At 69.9% G+C, this 17,382-nt stretch carries 18 protein-coding genes; 16 read left to right on the top strand and 2 right to left on the bottom strand.

Annotated elements, in window-relative coordinates; all coding sequences use genetic code 11:
* The first annotated feature begins 206 nt into the window (after positions 1–206).
* From HALOF300_RS23625 to HALOF300_RS23585, 9 genes are all read left to right on the top strand, one after another.
* Positions 207–1,559, top strand: coding sequence for an ABC transporter substrate-binding protein (locus HALOF300_RS23625; RefSeq protein WP_197522797.1), 1,353 nt, complete (start codon positions 207–209; stop codon positions 1,557–1,559).
* Positions 1,560–1,663: 104 nt separating this feature from the next.
* On the top strand, positions 1,664–2,602 hold the full coding sequence (locus HALOF300_RS23620) for a carbohydrate ABC transporter permease (protein ID WP_156743342.1): 939 nt from the start codon (positions 1,664–1,666) through the stop codon (positions 2,600–2,602).
* Positions 2,599–3,435, top strand: a complete 837-nt coding sequence (locus tag HALOF300_RS23615; RefSeq protein ID WP_156743341.1) for a carbohydrate ABC transporter permease — start codon at positions 2,599–2,601, stop codon at positions 3,433–3,435. The genes HALOF300_RS23620 and HALOF300_RS23615 overlap by 4 nt, the downstream gene beginning before the upstream one ends.
* Positions 3,432–4,256, top strand: coding sequence for an enoyl-CoA hydratase/isomerase family protein (locus HALOF300_RS23610; protein WP_156743340.1), 825 nt, complete (start codon positions 3,432–3,434; stop codon positions 4,254–4,256). Before HALOF300_RS23615 ends, HALOF300_RS23610 begins: the two co-directional genes overlap by 4 nt.
* An 11-nt stretch (positions 4,257–4,267) precedes the next feature.
* Positions 4,268–5,488, top strand: a complete 1,221-nt coding sequence (locus HALOF300_RS23605; RefSeq protein ID WP_156743339.1) for a CaiB/BaiF CoA transferase family protein — start codon at positions 4,268–4,270, stop codon at positions 5,486–5,488.
* A complete protein-coding gene (locus HALOF300_RS23600; protein ID WP_156743338.1) occupies positions 5,485–5,934 on the top strand; it encodes a MaoC family dehydratase in 450 nt (149 codons plus the stop codon). The genes HALOF300_RS23605 and HALOF300_RS23600 overlap by 4 nt, the downstream gene beginning before the upstream one ends.
* Positions 5,934–7,118: an acyl-CoA dehydrogenase family protein gene (locus HALOF300_RS23595; protein WP_156743337.1), complete on the top strand. Its 1,185-nt coding sequence runs from the start codon at positions 5,934–5,936 to the stop codon at positions 7,116–7,118. The genes HALOF300_RS23600 and HALOF300_RS23595 overlap by 1 nt, the downstream gene beginning before the upstream one ends.
* Complete coding sequence (locus HALOF300_RS23590) at positions 7,115–7,897, top strand: SDR family NAD(P)-dependent oxidoreductase (RefSeq protein ID WP_156743336.1); 783 nt, start codon at positions 7,115–7,117, stop codon at positions 7,895–7,897. The genes HALOF300_RS23595 and HALOF300_RS23590 overlap by 4 nt, the downstream gene beginning before the upstream one ends.
* On the top strand, positions 7,894–8,940 hold the full coding sequence (locus tag HALOF300_RS23585) for a LacI family DNA-binding transcriptional regulator (RefSeq protein ID WP_156743335.1): 1,047 nt from the start codon (positions 7,894–7,896) through the stop codon (positions 8,938–8,940). The genes HALOF300_RS23590 and HALOF300_RS23585 overlap by 4 nt, the downstream gene beginning before the upstream one ends.
* 41 nt (positions 8,941–8,981) lie before the next feature.
* Here the strand turns inward: HALOF300_RS23585 and HALOF300_RS23580 are convergent, their stop codons facing one another.
* Positions 8,982–10,004, bottom strand: a complete 1,023-nt coding sequence (locus tag HALOF300_RS23580; RefSeq protein WP_156743334.1) for a hypothetical protein — start codon at positions 10,002–10,004, stop codon at positions 8,982–8,984.
* 249 nt (positions 10,005–10,253) lie between these two features.
* The gene (locus HALOF300_RS23575; protein ID WP_156743333.1) at positions 10,254–11,066 is read right to left on the bottom strand and encodes a maleylpyruvate isomerase N-terminal domain-containing protein; all 813 of its coding nucleotides are present in this window, start codon (positions 11,064–11,066) and stop codon (positions 10,254–10,256) included.
* A 237-nt stretch (positions 11,067–11,303) separates the two neighbouring features.
* Here HALOF300_RS23575 and HALOF300_RS23570 point away from each other — a divergent pair, with 237 nt between their 5' ends.
* From HALOF300_RS23570 to HALOF300_RS23540, 7 genes are all read left to right on the top strand, one after another.
* Entirely contained in the window at positions 11,304–11,972 is a 669-nt protein-coding gene (locus HALOF300_RS23570; protein ID WP_156743332.1) for an SDR family NAD(P)-dependent oxidoreductase, read from the top strand.
* A 93-nt stretch (positions 11,973–12,065) separates the two neighbouring features.
* On the top strand, positions 12,066–12,659 hold the full coding sequence (locus HALOF300_RS23565) for a helix-turn-helix domain-containing protein (RefSeq protein WP_156743331.1): 594 nt from the start codon (positions 12,066–12,068) through the stop codon (positions 12,657–12,659).
* Positions 12,656–13,207 carry a DUF6036 family nucleotidyltransferase gene (locus tag HALOF300_RS23560; protein ID WP_156743330.1) on the top strand — a complete coding sequence of 184 codons (552 nt, stop codon included), beginning with the start codon at positions 12,656–12,658 and terminating at the stop codon, positions 13,205–13,207. The genes HALOF300_RS23565 and HALOF300_RS23560 overlap by 4 nt, the downstream gene beginning before the upstream one ends.
* Before the next feature lie 145 nt (positions 13,208–13,352).
* A complete protein-coding gene (locus tag HALOF300_RS23555) occupies positions 13,353–14,402 on the top strand; it encodes a methylenetetrahydrofolate reductase C-terminal domain-containing protein (RefSeq protein WP_197522796.1) in 1,050 nt (349 codons plus the stop codon).
* A gap of 172 nt (positions 14,403–14,574) precedes the next feature.
* Positions 14,575–15,573 carry an ABC transporter substrate-binding protein gene (locus tag HALOF300_RS23550; protein WP_156743328.1) on the top strand — a complete coding sequence of 333 codons (999 nt, stop codon included), beginning with the start codon at positions 14,575–14,577 and terminating at the stop codon, positions 15,571–15,573.
* Positions 15,574–15,719: 146 nt separating this feature from the next.
* Positions 15,720–16,460 carry an ABC transporter permease gene (locus tag HALOF300_RS23545; RefSeq protein ID WP_197522795.1) on the top strand — a complete coding sequence of 247 codons (741 nt, stop codon included), beginning with the start codon at positions 15,720–15,722 and terminating at the stop codon, positions 16,458–16,460.
* Positions 16,453–17,373, top strand: coding sequence for an ABC transporter permease (locus tag HALOF300_RS23540; protein ID WP_156743326.1), 921 nt, complete (start codon positions 16,453–16,455; stop codon positions 17,371–17,373). The genes HALOF300_RS23545 and HALOF300_RS23540 overlap by 8 nt, the downstream gene beginning before the upstream one ends.
* Positions 17,374–17,382: the final 9 nt, after the last annotated feature.

Raw genomic sequence — 17,382 nt, 5'->3', positions numbered from 1 at the left:
CGACTCACGGGATCGGCGCAAACTAGACGAGTTCATCGTACGAACCGATGCCTTGACAGATGGAAACCGGTGTTAGACAGTGTGCGGACAACGCTCTCCGAACTCCCGTGATGGAGGGCACCGGGTGCATCGCCTCCGGCCTCGTGCCGTTCGCCGATGCTCCGGAACCAACCCGGCAAGGAGGCCGTATGCGTAGGAAAGCCCGCTTGGTAACGACGGTGGCGATCGCGACCACCGCCGCACTCACGGCGTGTTCGGGCTCGGGCACGCCCGGCGCCGACGAAGGAGACGGCAGCGCCACGATCAACCTGTGGCACACCGAGTCCACGCCCATCACCGTCGAGGCGATGCAGGAGATCATCGACGAGTACGAGGCCGCCAACCCCGGCGTCGAGATCATCCAGGAGACGGTCGCGTGGGGTGACCTGCAGGTGAAGTTCCAGGCCGCACTCGCCGCCGGCGACCTGCCCGAGATCACCCACGTCGAGCCGATGTTCGTGCGCACGCTGTACGGCCAGGATCTGCTGCTCCCGCTCGACGAGGTCGTCGAGTCCTTCGACGGCGACTACCTGCCGCAGCTGCAGGAGATGTTCGAGCTCGAGGACGGCCACACCTACGGCGTGGTGCACGCCTGGGGCACCGACACCACCACCTACCGCGCCGACATGTACGCGAACGCACCCGAGGCCGGCACCCCCGAGGACGTCACCACCTGGGACGAGTCCATCGAGCAGTGGTCCGCCGTGGCGGAGGCGAACCCCGGGGTCTCCCCGCTCCTGCTCGCCGGCTCCGCCGCGCACAACGTCAACGAGGATCTCTACCTCTGGCTCGGTTCGAACGGCGGCACGCTGTTCGACGAGAACGGTCACGTCACCATCGACACCCCGGAGATGATCGAGGTCCTGGAGTACTGGAAGGAGCTCAAGGACACCGGCATCCTCGCCCCCGAGTGGTCCTCCGCCGCCTACGCGGACAGCCTGAGCGGCCTTGCGAACGGCGATGCGGCGACCATCTACTCCTTCGGCCGCGCGGTGTACACGTTCCAGGAGCAGGCCCCGGACCTGGTGCCGGGCGAGGACATCCAGGTCTACGGCCCGCGTCCCGTCGGCCCTTCCGGCGACGACTGGATCACCCAGCTCGACGCGGAGCCGTTCGTGGTGTTCAAGGACTCCCCGGACGCGGATGCGACCATCGACTTTCTGAAGTTCTTCTACGAGCACGACAACTACCTCAGCTGGATCGGCACCGTGCCCACGCAGTTGCTGCCGGTCATGCCGTCGATGTTCGAGGACCCGGAGTGGCAGGCGCTGCCCGAGGTGCAGGACTGGGGCTTCTGGATCGACGTGCAGCGTGAGGCACTCGAGTCCGGGCACGCCTACCCGCTCATGGTGACCAGCGCCGACGAGATGTCGCTGCCTTACCTGAGCGACCTGTACGGCTCGGCGATCCTCGTCGACATGGTGATGGAGGTCGTCGAGAGCGGCGTCGATCCCGCCGAGGCCGCCGCCACCGCGCAGCAGCGGGCCGACGAGCTGCTCTCCCCGCAGTACCAGGACTGAGCAACGCCGTTGCGGCCCTGACCGGGCTCCCGGCTGCCGCCGGCGGCCACCCGCCCGGCCAGGGCCGCAACGCCACCGCTCCCGACCCCCTCCCGAGGATTCCCATGCTCACAGACACCCCCGTGCGTGCCGAGACCGGCACCGGCCCGCCGCTGAAGGCGGCTCGCAAGCCCCGCATGCCCCAATGGTTCTGGGGCGTGCTGCTGGTCATCCCGTCAGCCGTCCTGGTCCTCGGCGTCATCGCCGTGCCGATCGTGTACCTGGCGCGGCTCAGCCTGACCGATGCCCACGCCTACCTGCCCCGGATCAATGACATCGGGCTCGGCAACTTCGCCAACCTCGCGGCGTCGCCGCAGTTCTGGCAGAGCCTGCGCACGACCCTGCTCTACGCGGTCCTGACCGTGGTGATCCAGCTCGTCCTCGGCGTCGTCGTGGCCCTGCTGATGCACCAGAACTTCCGCGGCCGCGGGGTCGTCCGGCTGATCGCGATCGCGCCCTACATGATCCCGGCGATCATCGTCGCCCTGGTGTGGCGCTGGCTGCTCGAGCCGAACAACGGCGCGTACTCCTGGTTCGTGCGGACCGTGGTGCCCGGGGCGGACGCGGTGAACCTGCTCAGTCCGACCTGGATCTTCGCGTCCCTGGTGGTGGTCTCGGTCTGGATGTACACGCCGTTCGTGGTGATCAGCGTCCTGGCCCGGCTGCAGACCGTCGATCCGTCCGTGATCGAGGCCTCCACCGTCGACGGCGCCGGCCCGTGGCGCCGGTTCTGGCACATCATCCTGCCCGAGCTGAGCGCGGTGCTGCTGACCCTGGCGCTGCTGCGGTTCATGTTCATGTTCACGAAGTTCGACATCGTCTACCTCTTCGCCGGGACCGGCCAGGAGGTCCGGACGCTGCCGCTGCTGACGTTCCAGACGATCTTCGGGGAGTCCCGGCTGGGCGCCGGTGCGAGCCTGGCGATGGTGATGTTCGTCCTGCTCGTCGTCTTCACGACGGTCTATCTCAAGACGCTGCACCGACGCTCGGAGGACACCGAATGAGCACCCTGAAGCGACTCACCCAGCCGCGGTACGTCCTGGCCATCGGCATCGCCATCGTCGTGGCGGTGAACCTGTTCCCGTTCTACTGGATGGTCCTGACGTCGGTGAAGCCCGGCACCGAGCTGTTCTCGAACCCGCCGCGGTTCTTCACCACGATGCCGGACTTCGGCGCCTACGTCCGGCTCATCGAGAGCACCGGATTCCTGACCTACGCCAAGAACAGCGTGATCATCTCCACCGGAGCCACGCTGCTGTCCATCGCCGTCTCGGCGATGGCCGCCTACGGGCTCACCCGCTTCAAGTTCCCCGGCAGCAAGGCCTTCACCACCGGGATCCTGTACGCGTACACGTTCGCCCCGATCGTCGTGGTGGTCCCGCTGTACGGGCTGTTCCGCGACCTGGGCCTGATCAACACCTACGGCGGCATGATCCTGGCGTACGCCTCGTTCGGGGTGCCGTTCAGCATGTGGCTGCTGCGTCCGTTCTTCAACTCCATCCCGAAGGAACTCGAGGAGGCCGCGTTCCTGGACGGCGCGAACCGGGTCAAGAGCGCCTGGTACGTCGTCCTGCCGCAGGCCACCCCCGGCATCATCGCCGTCTCGGTGTTCACGTTCCTGCTCGCCTGGGAGGACTACCTGTTCGCCCGGGTGCTCATCACCGACACGAACATGAAGACGCTGCCGGTCGCCCTGCACGACCTGCAGAACGCGAGCCTGCAGGACTGGCCGCTGCTGATGGCCGCCGCGGCCCTGGTCAGCCTGCCCGTGCTGCTCGCCTTCCTTTACCTGCAGAAGTACCTGATCGCCGGCTGGGGCGCCGGCGCGATCAAGTGAGTACCACCGATGAAGCCCGCCACCCCCGATACGAGGAGCAGTCGCAGATGTATGTGAAGTTCGAGGTCCGGGACGATGCCGCCTGGATCATCATCGACCGGCCGGGCAAGCTCAACGCCCTGGACCTGGACGGGTGGCACGGGATCACGGCAGCTCTGCACCAGGCCGCCGCCGAGGCCCCCGGACCCGTGGTCCTGACCGGCACCGGCCGCGCCTTCTGCGCAGGCGACGACATCGCCACCTTCGCCCAGCACACCAGTCGCGAACGCGCCCACGACTTCTTCATCGGTGGCCTGCTCGGCACCATGGAGGCCATCGCCACCCACCCCTACCCGGTCATCGCCGGCGTGAACGGGCTGGCCGTCGGCGGCGGCTGCGAACTCGTGCTCGTCTCCGACCTCGCGGTCGCGGCCTCCTCCGCCAGGTTCGCGCTGCCCGAGGGCCGCATCGGGGCCTGGCCCACCGTCCAGGTCGGCGTCGCGGCGCACGAGAGCGGACGCAAGCTGGCCAACGAGATGGCGTTCGAGATGGGCTGGGTACCGGCCGCTGACGCCCCTCGGTTCGGGCTCGTCAACCGGGTGGTGCCGGATGAGGACCTCAAGAGCGAGATCGAGCGGACGATTGCGCGGATCCGCGCCGCCTCCCCGCAGGCGCAGCGGCTGACGAAGCGGTTCCTCAACGAGGAGCTCGTCGCGACGGGCCTGCCGAAGGTCCGTCGCGCGCTCGAGGCCCTCATCGACGAGACCCTGCCCACGCGTGACCTGCAGGAGGGCACCAGCGCCTTCCTCGCCAAGCGCCTGCCGACCTTCATCGACGCGTAAGGACGCCCTCCATGACGAACACCCTTCCCCTCGAGGGCATCCGCGTCCTCGACTTCGCCCACATGATGCAGGGCCCCTGGGCGGCCGAGATGCTCGCCGACCTCGGCGCCGACGTGATCAAGGTCGAAGCGGTCGACGGCGGTGAGCGGGGCCGCCTGTCCGGCACCACGTTCCTGAACGGCCACAGCTCGCAGTTCCTCTCGATGAACCGGAACAAGCGGTCGGTCGCGGTCAACCTCAAGGACCCGGACGGGCTGCGGATCGCGCTGCGCCTCATCGAGACCGCGGACGTGCTGGTGCAGAACTTCCGGCCCGGCGTGATGGAGCGCCTGGGCCTCGGTTGGTACCGGGTCCACGACCTGAACCCCCGGCTGGTGTACTGCTCGGCCTCCGGGTACGGGCCGCACGCCGCCGACCAGCGGATGCCGGGCCAGGACCTGCTCGCCCAGGCCCGCACCGGCGCGCTCTGGCTGACCGGGACCCGCGACGCCGACCCGACCCCCGCCGGCCCGTTCGTCGCCGACGTGCACGCCGCCACCATGCTCGCCCTCGGCGCCGCCGCGGCGCTCGTGGAGCGGACCCGCACCGGCATCGGCCGGCTGATCGAGGTCGACCTGGTCGGCGCCATGTTGCACCAGACCACTCAGGAGGTCGTCACCGCGATCAACTCCGGAACGGCGCCGGTCCGGCCGACGGTGCCCGGCAGCGCATCCATCGAGGCCCCCTACGGTGTCCACGCCACCCGCGACGGTTACATCGCGATCTCGTTGACGACCATGCAAGCGTTGGCGGACGGTCTCGACCGGCCGGACCTCCTTGCGGACTTCCCGGACAAGGAGGCCGCGACCGAACGCCGCGAAGAACTGAATGCCCGTGTCAGCGCTCTGGTCGCGACCATGGACTCGGCCCCGTGCCTGGACGCGCTGACCGCGGCGGGCGTGTGGTGCGCACCGGTCAACGACTATCCGGCGATGATGGCCGACCCGATGGTCGCGTGGCCGGAGCGTCGCGTGCAGGTGGACCACCCCGAGGCGGGCCGCCTCGACCTGGTCGGCAACCCGATCAGGCTCGACGGCGCGCAGCTGCCGGCCCGGCGGCCGGCCCCGCTGCTCGGCGAGCACACCGGCGAACTGATCGCCGAACTCGGCCTCACCGACGAGCTCGACGCACTCCTGGCGACGGGCGCCCTCGGCGCCGGCGCCGGGCACGTTGCCGAGCGAGTGACCTCATGAGTGCCACCGGACGGCGCGACGGACTCCCCGCCGTCGGCTCGGCAGTTGTCTTCCGCAAGACGGTCACCGAGGCCGACGTCGGCCTGTTCGCCGGGATCACCGGTGACTTCGCGCCGCAGCACACCGACGAGGAGTACATGCAGGGCCGTCCGCAGGGCCGACGGATGGCGCACGGCACCCTCGTGCTCGCGCTCACCTCCACCGCGGCCGCCCGGCTGTGCACCGAGCACGACGTCACGGCGGTCTCCTACGGCTACGACCGGGTCCGGTTCATCCGGCCGGTGTTCCTCGGGGACACCGTCCGGGTGGAGTACACGATCGCCTCCGTCGATCCCGAGCGCCGCCAGGCCCTCGCCGAGATGCGCGCGACCACCCGCCAGGGCGAGGAACTCGTCCTGGTCGGTACCCACATCCTGTACTGCTACCCCGACGAGGATGGTGCCTGATGATCAGCGGACTCGATGAGTTCATCCGCACCGACGTCGCGCCACGGGCGCAGGATATCGACCGCGACGCGACCATCCCACCGGAGCTGGTCGAGACGGCCGCCGCGCTCGGCCTGCAGCGAATCCTCGCCGGCCCCGGCGGTCGCCCGGACGCGGCCAGGATCGAGGAGGCCTGTGAGGTGTCCCAGGCCATCGCCGCCCACTCGCCCGCGGTCGCGCTCGTCATCGCCGGGACCAGGCTGACGACGTACCTGCTCGGCAAGTACGCGCCGGTCCATCTGGTCGACCGGTGGCTCGAGCCGACGCTCGCCGGGCGGACGTTCGGGTCGTTCGCGATCACCGAGCCGCACGCCGGCACCGACATCCGGGGGATGAGCACCGTCGCCGAGCTCGACGGGGACCGGTACGTCCTGAACGGCGGCAAGTGCTGGGTCGGCTTCGCCCCGGTCGCCGACTTCGCGATCGTCCTCGCCAAGGTCGGGTCCACCGACCGGGACGCGCCGATGGTCGCCCTCGTGGTCGACATGTCGAGCCCCGGCGCGTCCGGGCGTCCAGGGCCGGAACTCTCCGGCTTCCGGGGCATGCCCAACGGTGAGCTGAGCTTCACCGACGTGTCCGTGCCCGCCACCGACCGCCTGGAGGTGGAGGGCTTCGCAGGCATGATGGACGGGCTCAACATGGCTCGGATCGACGCCGCCGCCTACGCGTGCGGGCTGCTCCGTGGGGCACTGGTCGCCAGCCTCGAACGGGCCAACGGACGGGCGGCGTTCGCGCGGCCGCTCGCCGACCTGGCGATCATCCAGCGCAAGATCGGCCGCATCGCCACCGACTACCACGCGGCCCGGGCCCTGACCCAGCGGGCGGCGCGCTCGTTCGCCGAGGGAGACGGGGGAGACCAGGACCTCATCTCGATGGCGAAGATGTTCTCCTCCGACGCGGCCCGGCGGGCGACCGACGAGGCCATGCAGATCCATGGCGCGCTCGGCATCGTGACCGACGAGCCGGTGAACCGGATGCACCGCGATGCGAAGGTGACCCAGATCTTCGACGGCACCAGCGAGATCCACGAGACCATGCTCGGCCGACGTGCCCTTCGGGCGCAGTCCGCCGGCCGCCTTGTACCGTTCGTGGACGACGAGCCGGCCGCTGAGCCCAGCGCGCCCGGAGTAGGGGGCAGGCGATGACCGACGGCGATCGAACAGGCCCGACGGCGCAGGCACCGCTGGGCGGGTCGGTGGCCCTGGTCACCGGCGCGGTGGGCGCCCTCGGGGCGGCCATCTGCCGCGACCTCGCCCGAGACGGGGCCGACATCGTGGTGCACCACCTGCGTCAGGACGACGAGGCTCGCGCCCTGTGCGGCGAGCTGGAGGGCCTCGGGGCCCGAACGGTCTCGGTGTCCGCGGACGTGACGGATACCGAGGAGGTCGCCGCGGCGTTGTCCCGCGCGCAGGATCAGCTCGGTCCGATCGATATCCTGGTCAACAACGCGGGATGGATGGAGTCACGGCGACTCGTCGACACCGACCTGGCCCAGTGGCGCCGGACCATGTCCGTCGACCTGGACGGGGTCTTCATCGTCACCCGCCAGGTCGTTCCGGGGATGCTCGAGCGAGGGGAGGGGCGCATCGTGAACGTGAGTTCGCAACTCGCCTTCAAGGGAGCCACGGACTTCGTCGCCTACTGCACGGCGAAGGCCGGGCTGCTCGGCTTCACCCGGGCGCTGGCCCGCGAGATCGGCCCGACCGTGCGCGTCAACGCCATTGCACCCGGGCCGATCGACACCCCGATGGTAACCCCGCACGCGACGCCGGACTGGGTCCACGCACGCACCCGCGACTCCGTGATCGGCAGGCTCGGCCTGCCCGAGGAGATCGGCCCCGCGGTCACCTTCCTGGTCGGGCCCGGCGCGTCGCTGTTCCATGGACAGACGCTGCACCTGAACGGTGGCGGGGTACTCGGGTGAGCAGCAAACCCACGATCAACGACGTCGCTGCGCGGGCGGGGGTGTCGAAGGCGACCGTCTCCAAGTACCTCAATGTCGCGCTGGGCTACTCGGTCGCACCGAAGACGCGGAAGAAGATCGAGGACGCGATCCGCGAGCTCGACTTCCACCCGAACCCGATCGCCCGCAGCCTGACCAGCGGCTCCTCGATGACCATCGGCCTGGTCATCGCCGACATCAAGAACCCGTTCTTCCCCGATCTGGTCGCCAGCGTGCAGGAGGTTGTCGAGGCCGGCGGCTACAACCTGATCCTGGGCAGTTCCGGTCGCGACACCGGCCGGGAGATCGAGATCATCCGGTCGATGGTCCAGCGGCGCGTCGACGGCCTGGTCCTGGCCTCGGTGCAGGGCGGCTCCCGGGACCTCGAGTTCGTCGAGGAGCTCGGCCTGCCGACCGTGCTCGCCAGCCGCGACCTACCCGAGCTCATCTGGGACACCGTGGTGATCGACAACATCCAGGGTGCCGAGATCGCGGTCAAGCACCTGCGCGACCTCGGCCACACCCGGATCGGGTACGTCGGCAGCAACCCGACGGTCAAGCCGTTCCTGGACCGGCTGCACGGCTTCGAGGCGGCGACGGCGGACCTCCCGGAGGCCGTCACGGTCACCGTGGGCTCCATGATGGAGGACGGGCGGCTCGGCACGCACGAGCTGCTCGCGCGCACGCCGCGGCCCACCGCGCTGCACTTCGCCAACGACGTGATGGCGCTCGGTGGGCTCGTCGCCTGCGCGGAACTGGCCCTGAGCGTGCCCTGGGACGTGTCGATCATCGGGCACGACAACATCACGGCCGGATCCCTGCCCGGCATCGGGCTCACGACCGTCGACAGTGCCGCCGCCTGGGTGGGTGCCCGAGCCGCGGAGATGCTCCTGCAGCGGATCCGCGGCGAGGTGGTCGAGCGCGAGTCCCCGCAACTGGTGATGCGCCCGGCCAAGCTGATCCTGCGATCCTCGACGGCTCCACCCCCCGGGAGCCGCAACGGTGGGCAGGGACCCGCGCGCTAGCGCCTGCTAGGGCAGGTCCGCGCGGGACGCAGTAGGCGTCGTCAGGGCTTCGCCGGTTTCGGCTTCGGCCCGGTGTTGCGCAGCGACCCCAGCCGATTGAGAGCGTCGTACCAGAACGGTGCCCCGAGGGCGGCGGCAGCGGCCGTGATCGCCAGGCCGAGCGCCTTGAGCAGCCAGCCGGCGAACGTCGTGGGCCTGCTGTCCTCGGACCAACCGAGCGGGAGGCCGTTGCTGGCACCCAGTTCCGTGAGCGTGGACCTCACACACTCGCGGGTCTCGTCGAACGACTCGTCCTGATCGCAGAGGCTCTCGTTGGCGGCGGCCGCCACGACCGCGGCACGCAGCGGTGCATCCTCGTACAGCGATCGCCCGATCGAGAGCGTGTCGAGCCCGGCAGCCCCGACCAGGACGACGGCGATGACCACCAGCCAGCGCTTGGACCAGCGCTTGTATGAGCCGCTGATCCGGTCCATCTGGTCGTCGTACCACTCCTCGAGCGCGGAGACGAAGCTCTTCACGTCTCCCTCGGTCCGCTTGAGGATGCTGGTCAAGGCTCCCTTGAACGGGGTGGAATCGTCCAGAGCGGCGACGTGGCCGCGGATCGCCGTGAGCGTCGTCTCGCCGTCCGTGTCGGGCACGATCAGGTCCACCAGGACCGAGGCGAACGCACGCGCGGGAAGGTAACTGGGGTTTCGGGTCTTCTGCCGGGTGGAGCGGGCTTCCTTGAACGGTCTGACGAGGGCGTGACCCATGACCGCCGTCGTCCATGGATCTGACGCGCCGTCGGCGGCCGCAGAGGTGGGCGGGACGGTCGTCGCGTTGGCCGCCAGCGCCTGGCTGTAGAGCGCCTGCTCGGCCACGATCGGGGCCACGGGCGCGACGATGCTCGGCCCGGTCCCCGTATCTCCGGGGTCGTCGAGTAGTTCGCGCAGGCCGCGCAGCAGATACTTGGCCCTCTTTCTCATCGCGTTCGCGATCGCCTCGGTGAGGGCGCTGCACACCAGGGCCATCAGATAGAAGATCAACGCGAGTCCGATCGCGGTCTCCAGGACGATGGAGAGCATGGCAACCTCCACTCCTTCGCGAGCGACGGTGCCCTGCGATCAGCGAATTTTACCGGCGACGGGGCGCCACAGTCCCGAGATTCGCGGCGCCGGCCGGCACGGGTTGGCTACCCGTGGCAGGGCCACGGCACGACGATGTTCGGCGAGGGCACACGCGCTCAACCTGGATCAGATATCACCCATCGGTGCAGTAGACCCTACGACTGAACCCCGAGTCGACACCTGCGATCGCTACCAGCCACCTGGCCGTCAGTCCGCGATGTGGGCCGTATTGGCAACCCAATGACCGACGAGCTCGGCATCGCCGTCGAGGCGCACCACGTCGGGGCTCACGGCGCTGAGCGGAAGACGACGGGTCAGGATCAGCAGCAGCACGCCCGCCGGTCCCCGCACGGTCGCATCCGCTGTGCCGTGCCCGGGCTGCCACGTCGCACCGTCGGTGCCGCGTTCGATCAGCCATTCGCCCGAGGCGTCGAGATCGTCGGCGTGCCAGTGCAACGACTCTCCGGCGCCACCCACTGCCATGGCGGACTCCGGTCGCAGGGCCGCCCAGGTCGGCGAGGTGAGCATGGCCAGATGGTTGGTGATGAGCTCGGCGGCCACGTCGGCGTCGATGTCGAAGTCGACCGCGATGTCGCCGACCGCTGCCGCGGCGGCGTCGTAACCGTGGATGACCGCCTCGTTGAGCTGGCTCTGCAACCAGAACACCCCGCCGGTGCGGTCATCACCTGCGGCGTTGAAGACCGGCTCCACCAGCGCCGCGTCGTCGAACGCTGCGACCACCCGGGCACCGCCGTCGACCAGCCAGGCCGGCCATGCCGAGGCGTCTGTGGGCACCTCGGCCATCTCGGTGGGCAACTGGCTCGGGTCGGCGATGCGGTGCTCGACGATGTCCGCCACCCAGTGCTGGGTCTGGCCGACGTGCGCGACCAGGTCCGCCACGGTCCAGCCCGGGCAGGTCGGCACCGGTGCGTCCGGCTCGGCCGCTCCGGCAGCCTCGGCCAGCCGTCGGGTGTGCTCGGTCAGTGCCTGCCGGGAGCGTTCCGCGCTCAGGTTGCTCATCCTTCGAGGCTAGATCGTTCGTCCGATTTCTTGAGGCTGCGTTCGAGCCGGGTCGGCCAGGTTTCCGGACACGTACGGTGCGTGCGAACGGAGCCGGCTGCGACCGCGATGCGATCGTGAGAGGGGTACTGACAGGGGCTCCCCGCACAAGGTCGGTCGGCATAGTGTCGAGGACGTGTCCGCGCGCACGAGACGCACCCAGCACCACGTGATCGCGCGGACGAGACAAGGAAGACCATGACATCGATCGCGATCATCGGCGCCGGCACCGGCCTGGGCTTCGCCGCTGCCCAACGGTTCGGACGCGAGGGTTTCGCCGTCGCCCTCATCTCCCGCAACCAGGAAAAGCTGGACGAGATGGCCCGCGCCCTGGCCGTGGAAGGGATCGAGGCGGGCGGCTTCGCCGCCGACGTCCGGGACCGAGAAGCGTTGGTCGACGCACTGGAGGCAGCGGCGGCGGATCTGGGGACCATCGAGGTGTTGCAGTACAGCCCGATACCCAGCCGGGAGTTCCTCCGGCCGGTGCTGGAGACGACCGTCGAGGACCTCTCGGCCGCCACCGAGTTCTCGATCCTCGCGCCCGCGGCGGCGGTCAGCCAGGTGCTACCCGGCATGGCCGAGCTGAGCCGGGGCACGATCCTGCTCGTGAACGGCTCCAGCGCCGCGACCCCGAACGGCAAGGTCGCGGGTACGTCCACCGCGTTCGCCGCCGAGTCCGCCTACGGGATGATGCTCCACGACGCGCTGGCACCGCAGGGCATCCACGTGGGGCAGCTGATCATCCCGGGTGCGATCGGCGGGGGCGACCCGCGCTTCGCACCCGAGGCGCTCGCCGACCGGCTGTGGCGGATCCACACGGGTCGCGACTCGTTCCGGACCACCGTCGGAGACTCCGCTGCCCCCTGAGAGGCGCGACGGCGGGCGGGCGACCCCGCGGTAGGTAACGGACCTGATCCGAGGCGCGATGCGGTGATAGCATTTGCTATCGGGAGGCGGACAATGAATCTGACGGACGAACTGGCTCGCACGGCGGCTCGGGCTGACCGGTTGCGTGCCGATGCGTCTCGCGATCTTCGAAATGCCGCCGCCCGGGCAACCCGCCAGGGGATGAGCCAACGCACGATTGCCGCGGCCATGAATCGCAGTCAGCCGGAGATCAGCCGTCTCCTGGCCAGGTCTGAGGCCAGGGATGCCAACGGGGACCACAGACGGTGGATGACTGCGAGGTCTGCATCCGATGCGATGTCGGCCGCCCTTGCGCGTGGGGATGAGACCACCGCGTTCAAGATGCTCATCCAGGCTCTCGATCACCTCAGGTCGTTGCGGGATCCGCGGGACATCGCCGAGTGGGGAGTGGAGCCCGCACCGATCAAGGATCCGAGATTCGACACCCTGTTGCGGGCTCTTACCAAGCGGACACTTGTTCAGTTGGACCTAGACGTGCCCGAGTGGGCGGAGTCGGCGACGAGGCTCGAGCACGAGTGGCTCATCCCGCGGGCTCCGTCGCGCCGCGCACGCGCCAAGCGAGAGTCGCCGCCTGAACTGGCGGCCCTGAACGTCTTCGTCACCGAGAACGACCTAGCCACCCTGTGACCGAGCGGCGGGAACTCAACGCGACCGAGATCCGCGACCTGCTCGATGACATCGGTCGACGCCTGGCGAGCCGAGGCCTGGAGGTCACCGCGCTCGTGGTCGGAGGAGCTGCGATCGCCCTCACGATCGGGACGCGAGACGCGACCACAGACGTCGATGCTGTCGCACGGCAAGCACCCGAGGTCTATGCAATTGCTGACGAGATCGCTGCCGAACATGGACTGCTCGAAGGTTGGTTCAACCCCGCGGCCGCGCCGTGGGTGCCACCAGTCGCCTACGAGTGGTCCACGGTGCAGATCGTCACCGGAGGGCTCACCGCCCACCTTGCTGATCCGAGGACGCTGCTCGCGATGAAGATGCTGGCCAACCGCGCACGAGACTTCGATGACCTGATCGACTTGGCTCGTGAGCTGGGGCTCAAGGAGCCAGCCGAGTTGCTGCAGATAGTTCACGCGGCGTACCCGGATGGCGTCGGTTCGAAAATGCCGACCGACGAGGACATCCTGATTGACGCGGCCGAGATCATCAGGTTCGCGCAGGACGCCTGAGCCTGGTCAACCCGGTGCTGGACGGGCCGGCCGCGGTGCAGTGGTGGCGCACGGTTACCGACGCGCTGACACGTGTAGGAAACCTGTCCCGCCTAACGTCGATGTCAGTTCCACTGAAACTTCGATGCGCTCAGGAGACCTGACGATGACCACCGCGACCGCCTCGTTCTCCTGCCCCAAGTCGATGACCTACGGTCCCTGCGCCGGCGTGCACGAGGATGGGCGCTGTGAGGTGGCCGAGCATCCGTGCGTCTTCCTGGACGGGCGCCCACGCGCGTGGGCCGGTGTGCACCGGCCGATGGGGGAGCCGGTCCACCCCGAGCCGATCCCGCTGACACCGGCCGGCGCCGACTTCGCCGACGTGCTGGCCCGCCGGCAGATCGTCACCAGCGACTTCCCGATCCGGGCCGCCCGCCGCGACGCCGTGGTGGCCGGGGCCGCGGCGTTGCGCGAGCACGTGGACGCCGTGCTCATCGGGGAGCCGCCGAGCGTGCGGGTGCAGTTCCCTCCCGCCTACCGCACCCGCCTGCTGCGCGCGGAAGGGGTGGGCGTGTGGTCGAGCCTGAACTGTCGCGATCGGAACCGGGTGGCCCTCGAGGGTGAGCTCGCGGCGCTGGCCGATGCGGGCGTCAGTGCCGTGCACTGCATCACCGGGGACCACAACCGCAGCGGCCGCCGGCCCGAGGCGATGCCGGTGTTCGACCTCGACTCCACCGAACTGACGTCGATCGCCAAGGCGAACGGCCTGCTCGTCTCGGTGGCCGAGTCGCCCGAGGCCCAACCCCGGGTGCAGCGCCCGGCACGGTTCGCGCAGAAGGCCGCCGCCGGCGCGGACCTCTGCTTCATCAACATCAACTCGGGCCCGCACATCGTGGACGGCTTCCTGCGCGCGGTCGAAGCGCTCGGCACCCGTACCCGGGCCGTGGTCTGTGTCCCGTTCGTGGTCGACGTGGGCAGCGCCGCGATCATGACCGGCCTCGACTCGCACCTGATGCCCGAGCGCTTCATCGAGGGCGTCCTCGATGCGGACGATCCTCGGGAGGCAGGAATCCGCGCCGCCGTCGCACTGGCCGAGCAGTACCTCGCGGTGCCCGGCGTGGCCGGTGTGTGCATGTCCGGAGGTGCCGGTCGGGGTCTCGAACTGGACTACGCACGGGCGATGGCCGAGGCGGCCCGGCGCCTCGGGCTGCGCTGAACGACCCAGGGCGGGAGCCCATCGGCACACTGGCCCGATCGACACACGTTCGTAACCGGCCCGGCTCCTGAGGACACCGAGCCGAAACACGCACCTCCTACCGTGCGGAATGTAAGTGGCAGTGACATCGGTTACTGACCCCCGCCGCCCCCACCCCGTCAGGAGCGTTTCCATGCTTCGCACCTCTCGCCCCGCCGTCGCCCTCACCTGCGCCGGAGGCCTCGCCCTGATCCTGGCGAGCTGCTCCGGCGGAGCCGCCGGAACCGAATCCGAGACCGATGGAGGGGCCGACTCCACCTCGAGCGGCCCGGTCACGGTGCGCGTCAGCACTCTCGGGTTCTGCGACGACCCCATCGTCTGGGGCATCGACCAGGGCATCTTCGCCGAGCACGGCATCGAGGTGGAACTCACCACCGTGCAGTCCGGTGCGGCGGGCGTCTCGGCGCTGCAGGCCGGCGAGATCGACATCGCCTACGCCAACCCGCTGACCAGCCTGCAGGCCATCGACACCGGCATCGACCTGCAGATCCTCTCCGGCAGCTCGCTGAGCAACGAGACCTCGAACGAGGTGATCGTCCTTGCGGACAGCGACATCCAGGGCGCCGCGGACCTCGACGGCACCACGATTGCGCTGAACGCTCTCGGTGGCCTCGCCGAGATCCTCACCGCGGCGTGGGTCGCGACCGAGGGCGACGGCGCAGCGGTCGAGTTCGTTGCCGTCCCCTTCGCCGACCAGGTCACCAGCGTCGAGAACGGCACGGTCGCGAGCGCCGAGATCGGCGCGTCCCAGGGCGCCGCCGCGCACGAGGCCGGCACCATCCGCTCACTCGGCAACCCGTTCTTCGACGGCGTCGGCGAGATCCCGACGTCGTTCTACGTGGCCCCGACCGAGTGGACTGAGGCCAACCCCGACGCCGCGGTCTCCTTCGCCGAGGCGATGACCGAGGTCGCCGCCTCCGCCAACGACGACGCCAACGACGAGGCCCGCTTCGCCGTCACCGCGCAGGCGTGCGGCTCAACCGCCGAGGACCTCGCCGCCAGCGCCGAACCCACCTACGCCGGCCGGCTCACCGTGGAGCAGTTCGAGACCCTCACCGGGCTCCTCGCCGACGCCGAGGTGATCGGCGCCGTCGACACCGACGCGGTCCTGCCCGAGAGCGCCCGCGCCTGATGAGCGGACGGCTCGTCGCACCCGCGGCTTCGGCGCGTCGCGCCGCCGGTCACCCTCTGGTGCCCGACGGCGTGGCGCGGCCGGTGCGGGGGCTGCGCACGGCTGTCGGGGCTGCTTGGGCCCGCCACCGCGCCACGATCGCACCCGTGCTGCTCGGCATTGTCGGCACCGGCACCGTGATCGCAGGCTGGGCAATGATCACGGCGACCGGTCTCGTCTCGGAACGCTCCCTGCCGTCACCGACGGCCGTGGCCACGAGCCTGCCGCTGGTGCTCGCCGACCCGGACCTGCACGCGGGCCTGGCCGACACTCTGCTCACCTGGCTCGGCGCGCTCGCCCTGGCCTCCGCCGTCGCCATCGTCCTCGGTGTCCTCATCGGCACCGTGCCCTGGCTCGCGAGGCCGGCCATGGTGGCCGTCAACGCACTGCGCTCGATCCCGTCCACCGCGCTCATCCCGCTCGCGATCCTGCTGTTCGGGCTCGGCCCCGCGATGAAGGGCGCGGTCGCGGTCTACGCGGTGGCACCGATCGTGCTCATCAACACCATCTACGGCGTCGCCGGCACCGAGCCGATGCGGATCGACGCGGCCCGGTCCATGCACTGGCCGTGGTGGCGACGCTGGGCCTGGCTCGTGCTGCCCTCGGCCACGCCCGCGATCGTCACGGGCATCCGGGTGGCGTCCGGCATCGCGTTGGTGGTGGTCGTGAGCGCCGAGCTGCTCGGCGGGCGCAGCGGCGCCGGGCTGATCCTGGTCCAGTACCAGCAGGCGCTACGGATCGACATGGCGTACGCCTGCATCACGGTGATCGGCGTGGTCGGGATGGCCCTGTACGGGCTGCTCACGCTCGCCGAACGGCGCACGATCGCGAGGATCCACCTTGTCTGAGGCGACCATGACCAAGGCGACCGGCACCGCGTCGACCACGGCAGCGGCGACCACCGCGTCGGCGACCGACCCGGCGGCCGCGACCTCCGCCGTCGGGCATCGGCGAACGGGAGCACGGACTCGGCGAGCATTGAGCGCCGTCGGCTCGCTCTGGCTGCTCGCAGCGCTGCTGGTGGCATGGGAGATCGTGGCGCGCCTCTCGCCGAGCGTGTTCTTCCCACCGTTCTCGGTCGTCCTCGGCCAGTTCGGCCAGGACTGGTTCGCCGCCCGGCCGCAGACCCTGTTCGCCTCCGACCGGTTCCTCGAGAGCGTGCCGGTGAGCCTGTCCCGGCTCGCGCGGGGCTGGCTGCTGGCCGCGGTACTCGGCGTCGCCATCGGGGTGGTGCTGGGCCGCAGCCGGGTCGCGCGCCACCTCTACAGCCCGGTCATCCGGTTCTGGATGTCCGTGCCGAACGCCGCGCTGCTACCGATCGCGCTGCAGTTCTTCGGCATCACCGAGGCCATGAACATCTTCCTCATCACGTTCGGCAGCATGTGGCTCATCGCGGTGAACACCGCCGACGGCGTGGCCGGGGTGGACCCGAGTTGGCTGCGGGCGGCGCGCAGCATGCGCCTGCCGCGGCCGGTCCTGTACCTGCGGGTGATCCTGCCCGCGGCGGCTCCGCACATCCTCGCCGGCCTGCGGATCAGCCTCGGATTCGGCCTCATCCTGATGATCGTCGCCGAGCTGTACGCCACCACAGCGGGCCTCGGCCACGACGTGGCGCTCTACCAGCAGACGTTCCGCTACCGCGAGATGTGGTCCGCGTTCCTGCTGATCGCCCTCATCGGCATCGCCCTCAACGCCGCCGTGGACCTGCTCGAGCGGCGGCTGCTGCGCTGGCAGCGGCGCACCGGCCTCGCCTCCCTCTGAACCTCTTCC

It is taken from the genome of Occultella aeris (assembly GCF_902703175.1).
Lineage (GTDB): Bacteria > Actinomycetota > Actinomycetes > Actinomycetales > Beutenbergiaceae > Occultella > Occultella aeris.
The sequence above is the reverse complement of the archived record's forward strand: the minus strand, read 5'-3'. Positions and strand labels throughout refer to the sequence as shown.

Bases quoted from the DNA above. Each gene is read 5' to 3' on its own strand.
- HALOF300_RS23575 (WP_156743333.1), bottom strand. From the start codon at position 11,066: ATGAGCAACCTGAGCGCGGAACGCTCCCGGCAGGCACTGACCGAGCAC.
- HALOF300_RS23595 (WP_156743337.1), top strand. From the start codon at position 5,934: ATGATCAGCGGACTCGATGAGTTCATCCGCACCGACGTCGCGCCACGG.
- HALOF300_RS23615 (WP_156743341.1), top strand. From the start codon at position 2,599: ATGAGCACCCTGAAGCGACTCACCCAGCCGCGGTACGTCCTGGCCATC.
- HALOF300_RS23570 (WP_156743332.1), top strand. From the start codon at position 11,304: ATGACATCGATCGCGATCATCGGCGCCGGCACCGGCCTGGGCTTCGCC.
- HALOF300_RS23600 (WP_156743338.1), top strand. From the start codon at position 5,485: ATGAGTGCCACCGGACGGCGCGACGGACTCCCCGCCGTCGGCTCGGCA.
- HALOF300_RS23555 (WP_197522796.1), top strand. From the start codon at position 13,353: ATGACCACCGCGACCGCCTCGTTCTCCTGCCCCAAGTCGATGACCTAC.
- HALOF300_RS23605 (WP_156743339.1), top strand. From the start codon at position 4,268: ATGACGAACACCCTTCCCCTCGAGGGCATCCGCGTCCTCGACTTCGCC.
- HALOF300_RS23565 (WP_156743331.1), top strand. From the start codon at position 12,066: ATGAATCTGACGGACGAACTGGCTCGCACGGCGGCTCGGGCTGACCGG.
- HALOF300_RS23550 (WP_156743328.1), top strand. From the start codon at position 14,575: ATGCTTCGCACCTCTCGCCCCGCCGTCGCCCTCACCTGCGCCGGAGGC.
- HALOF300_RS23620 (WP_156743342.1), top strand. From the start codon at position 1,664: ATGCTCACAGACACCCCCGTGCGTGCCGAGACCGGCACCGGCCCGCCG.
- HALOF300_RS23590 (WP_156743336.1), top strand. From the start codon at position 7,115: ATGACCGACGGCGATCGAACAGGCCCGACGGCGCAGGCACCGCTGGGC.
- HALOF300_RS23580 (WP_156743334.1), bottom strand. From the start codon at position 10,004: ATGCTCTCCATCGTCCTGGAGACCGCGATCGGACTCGCGTTGATCTTC.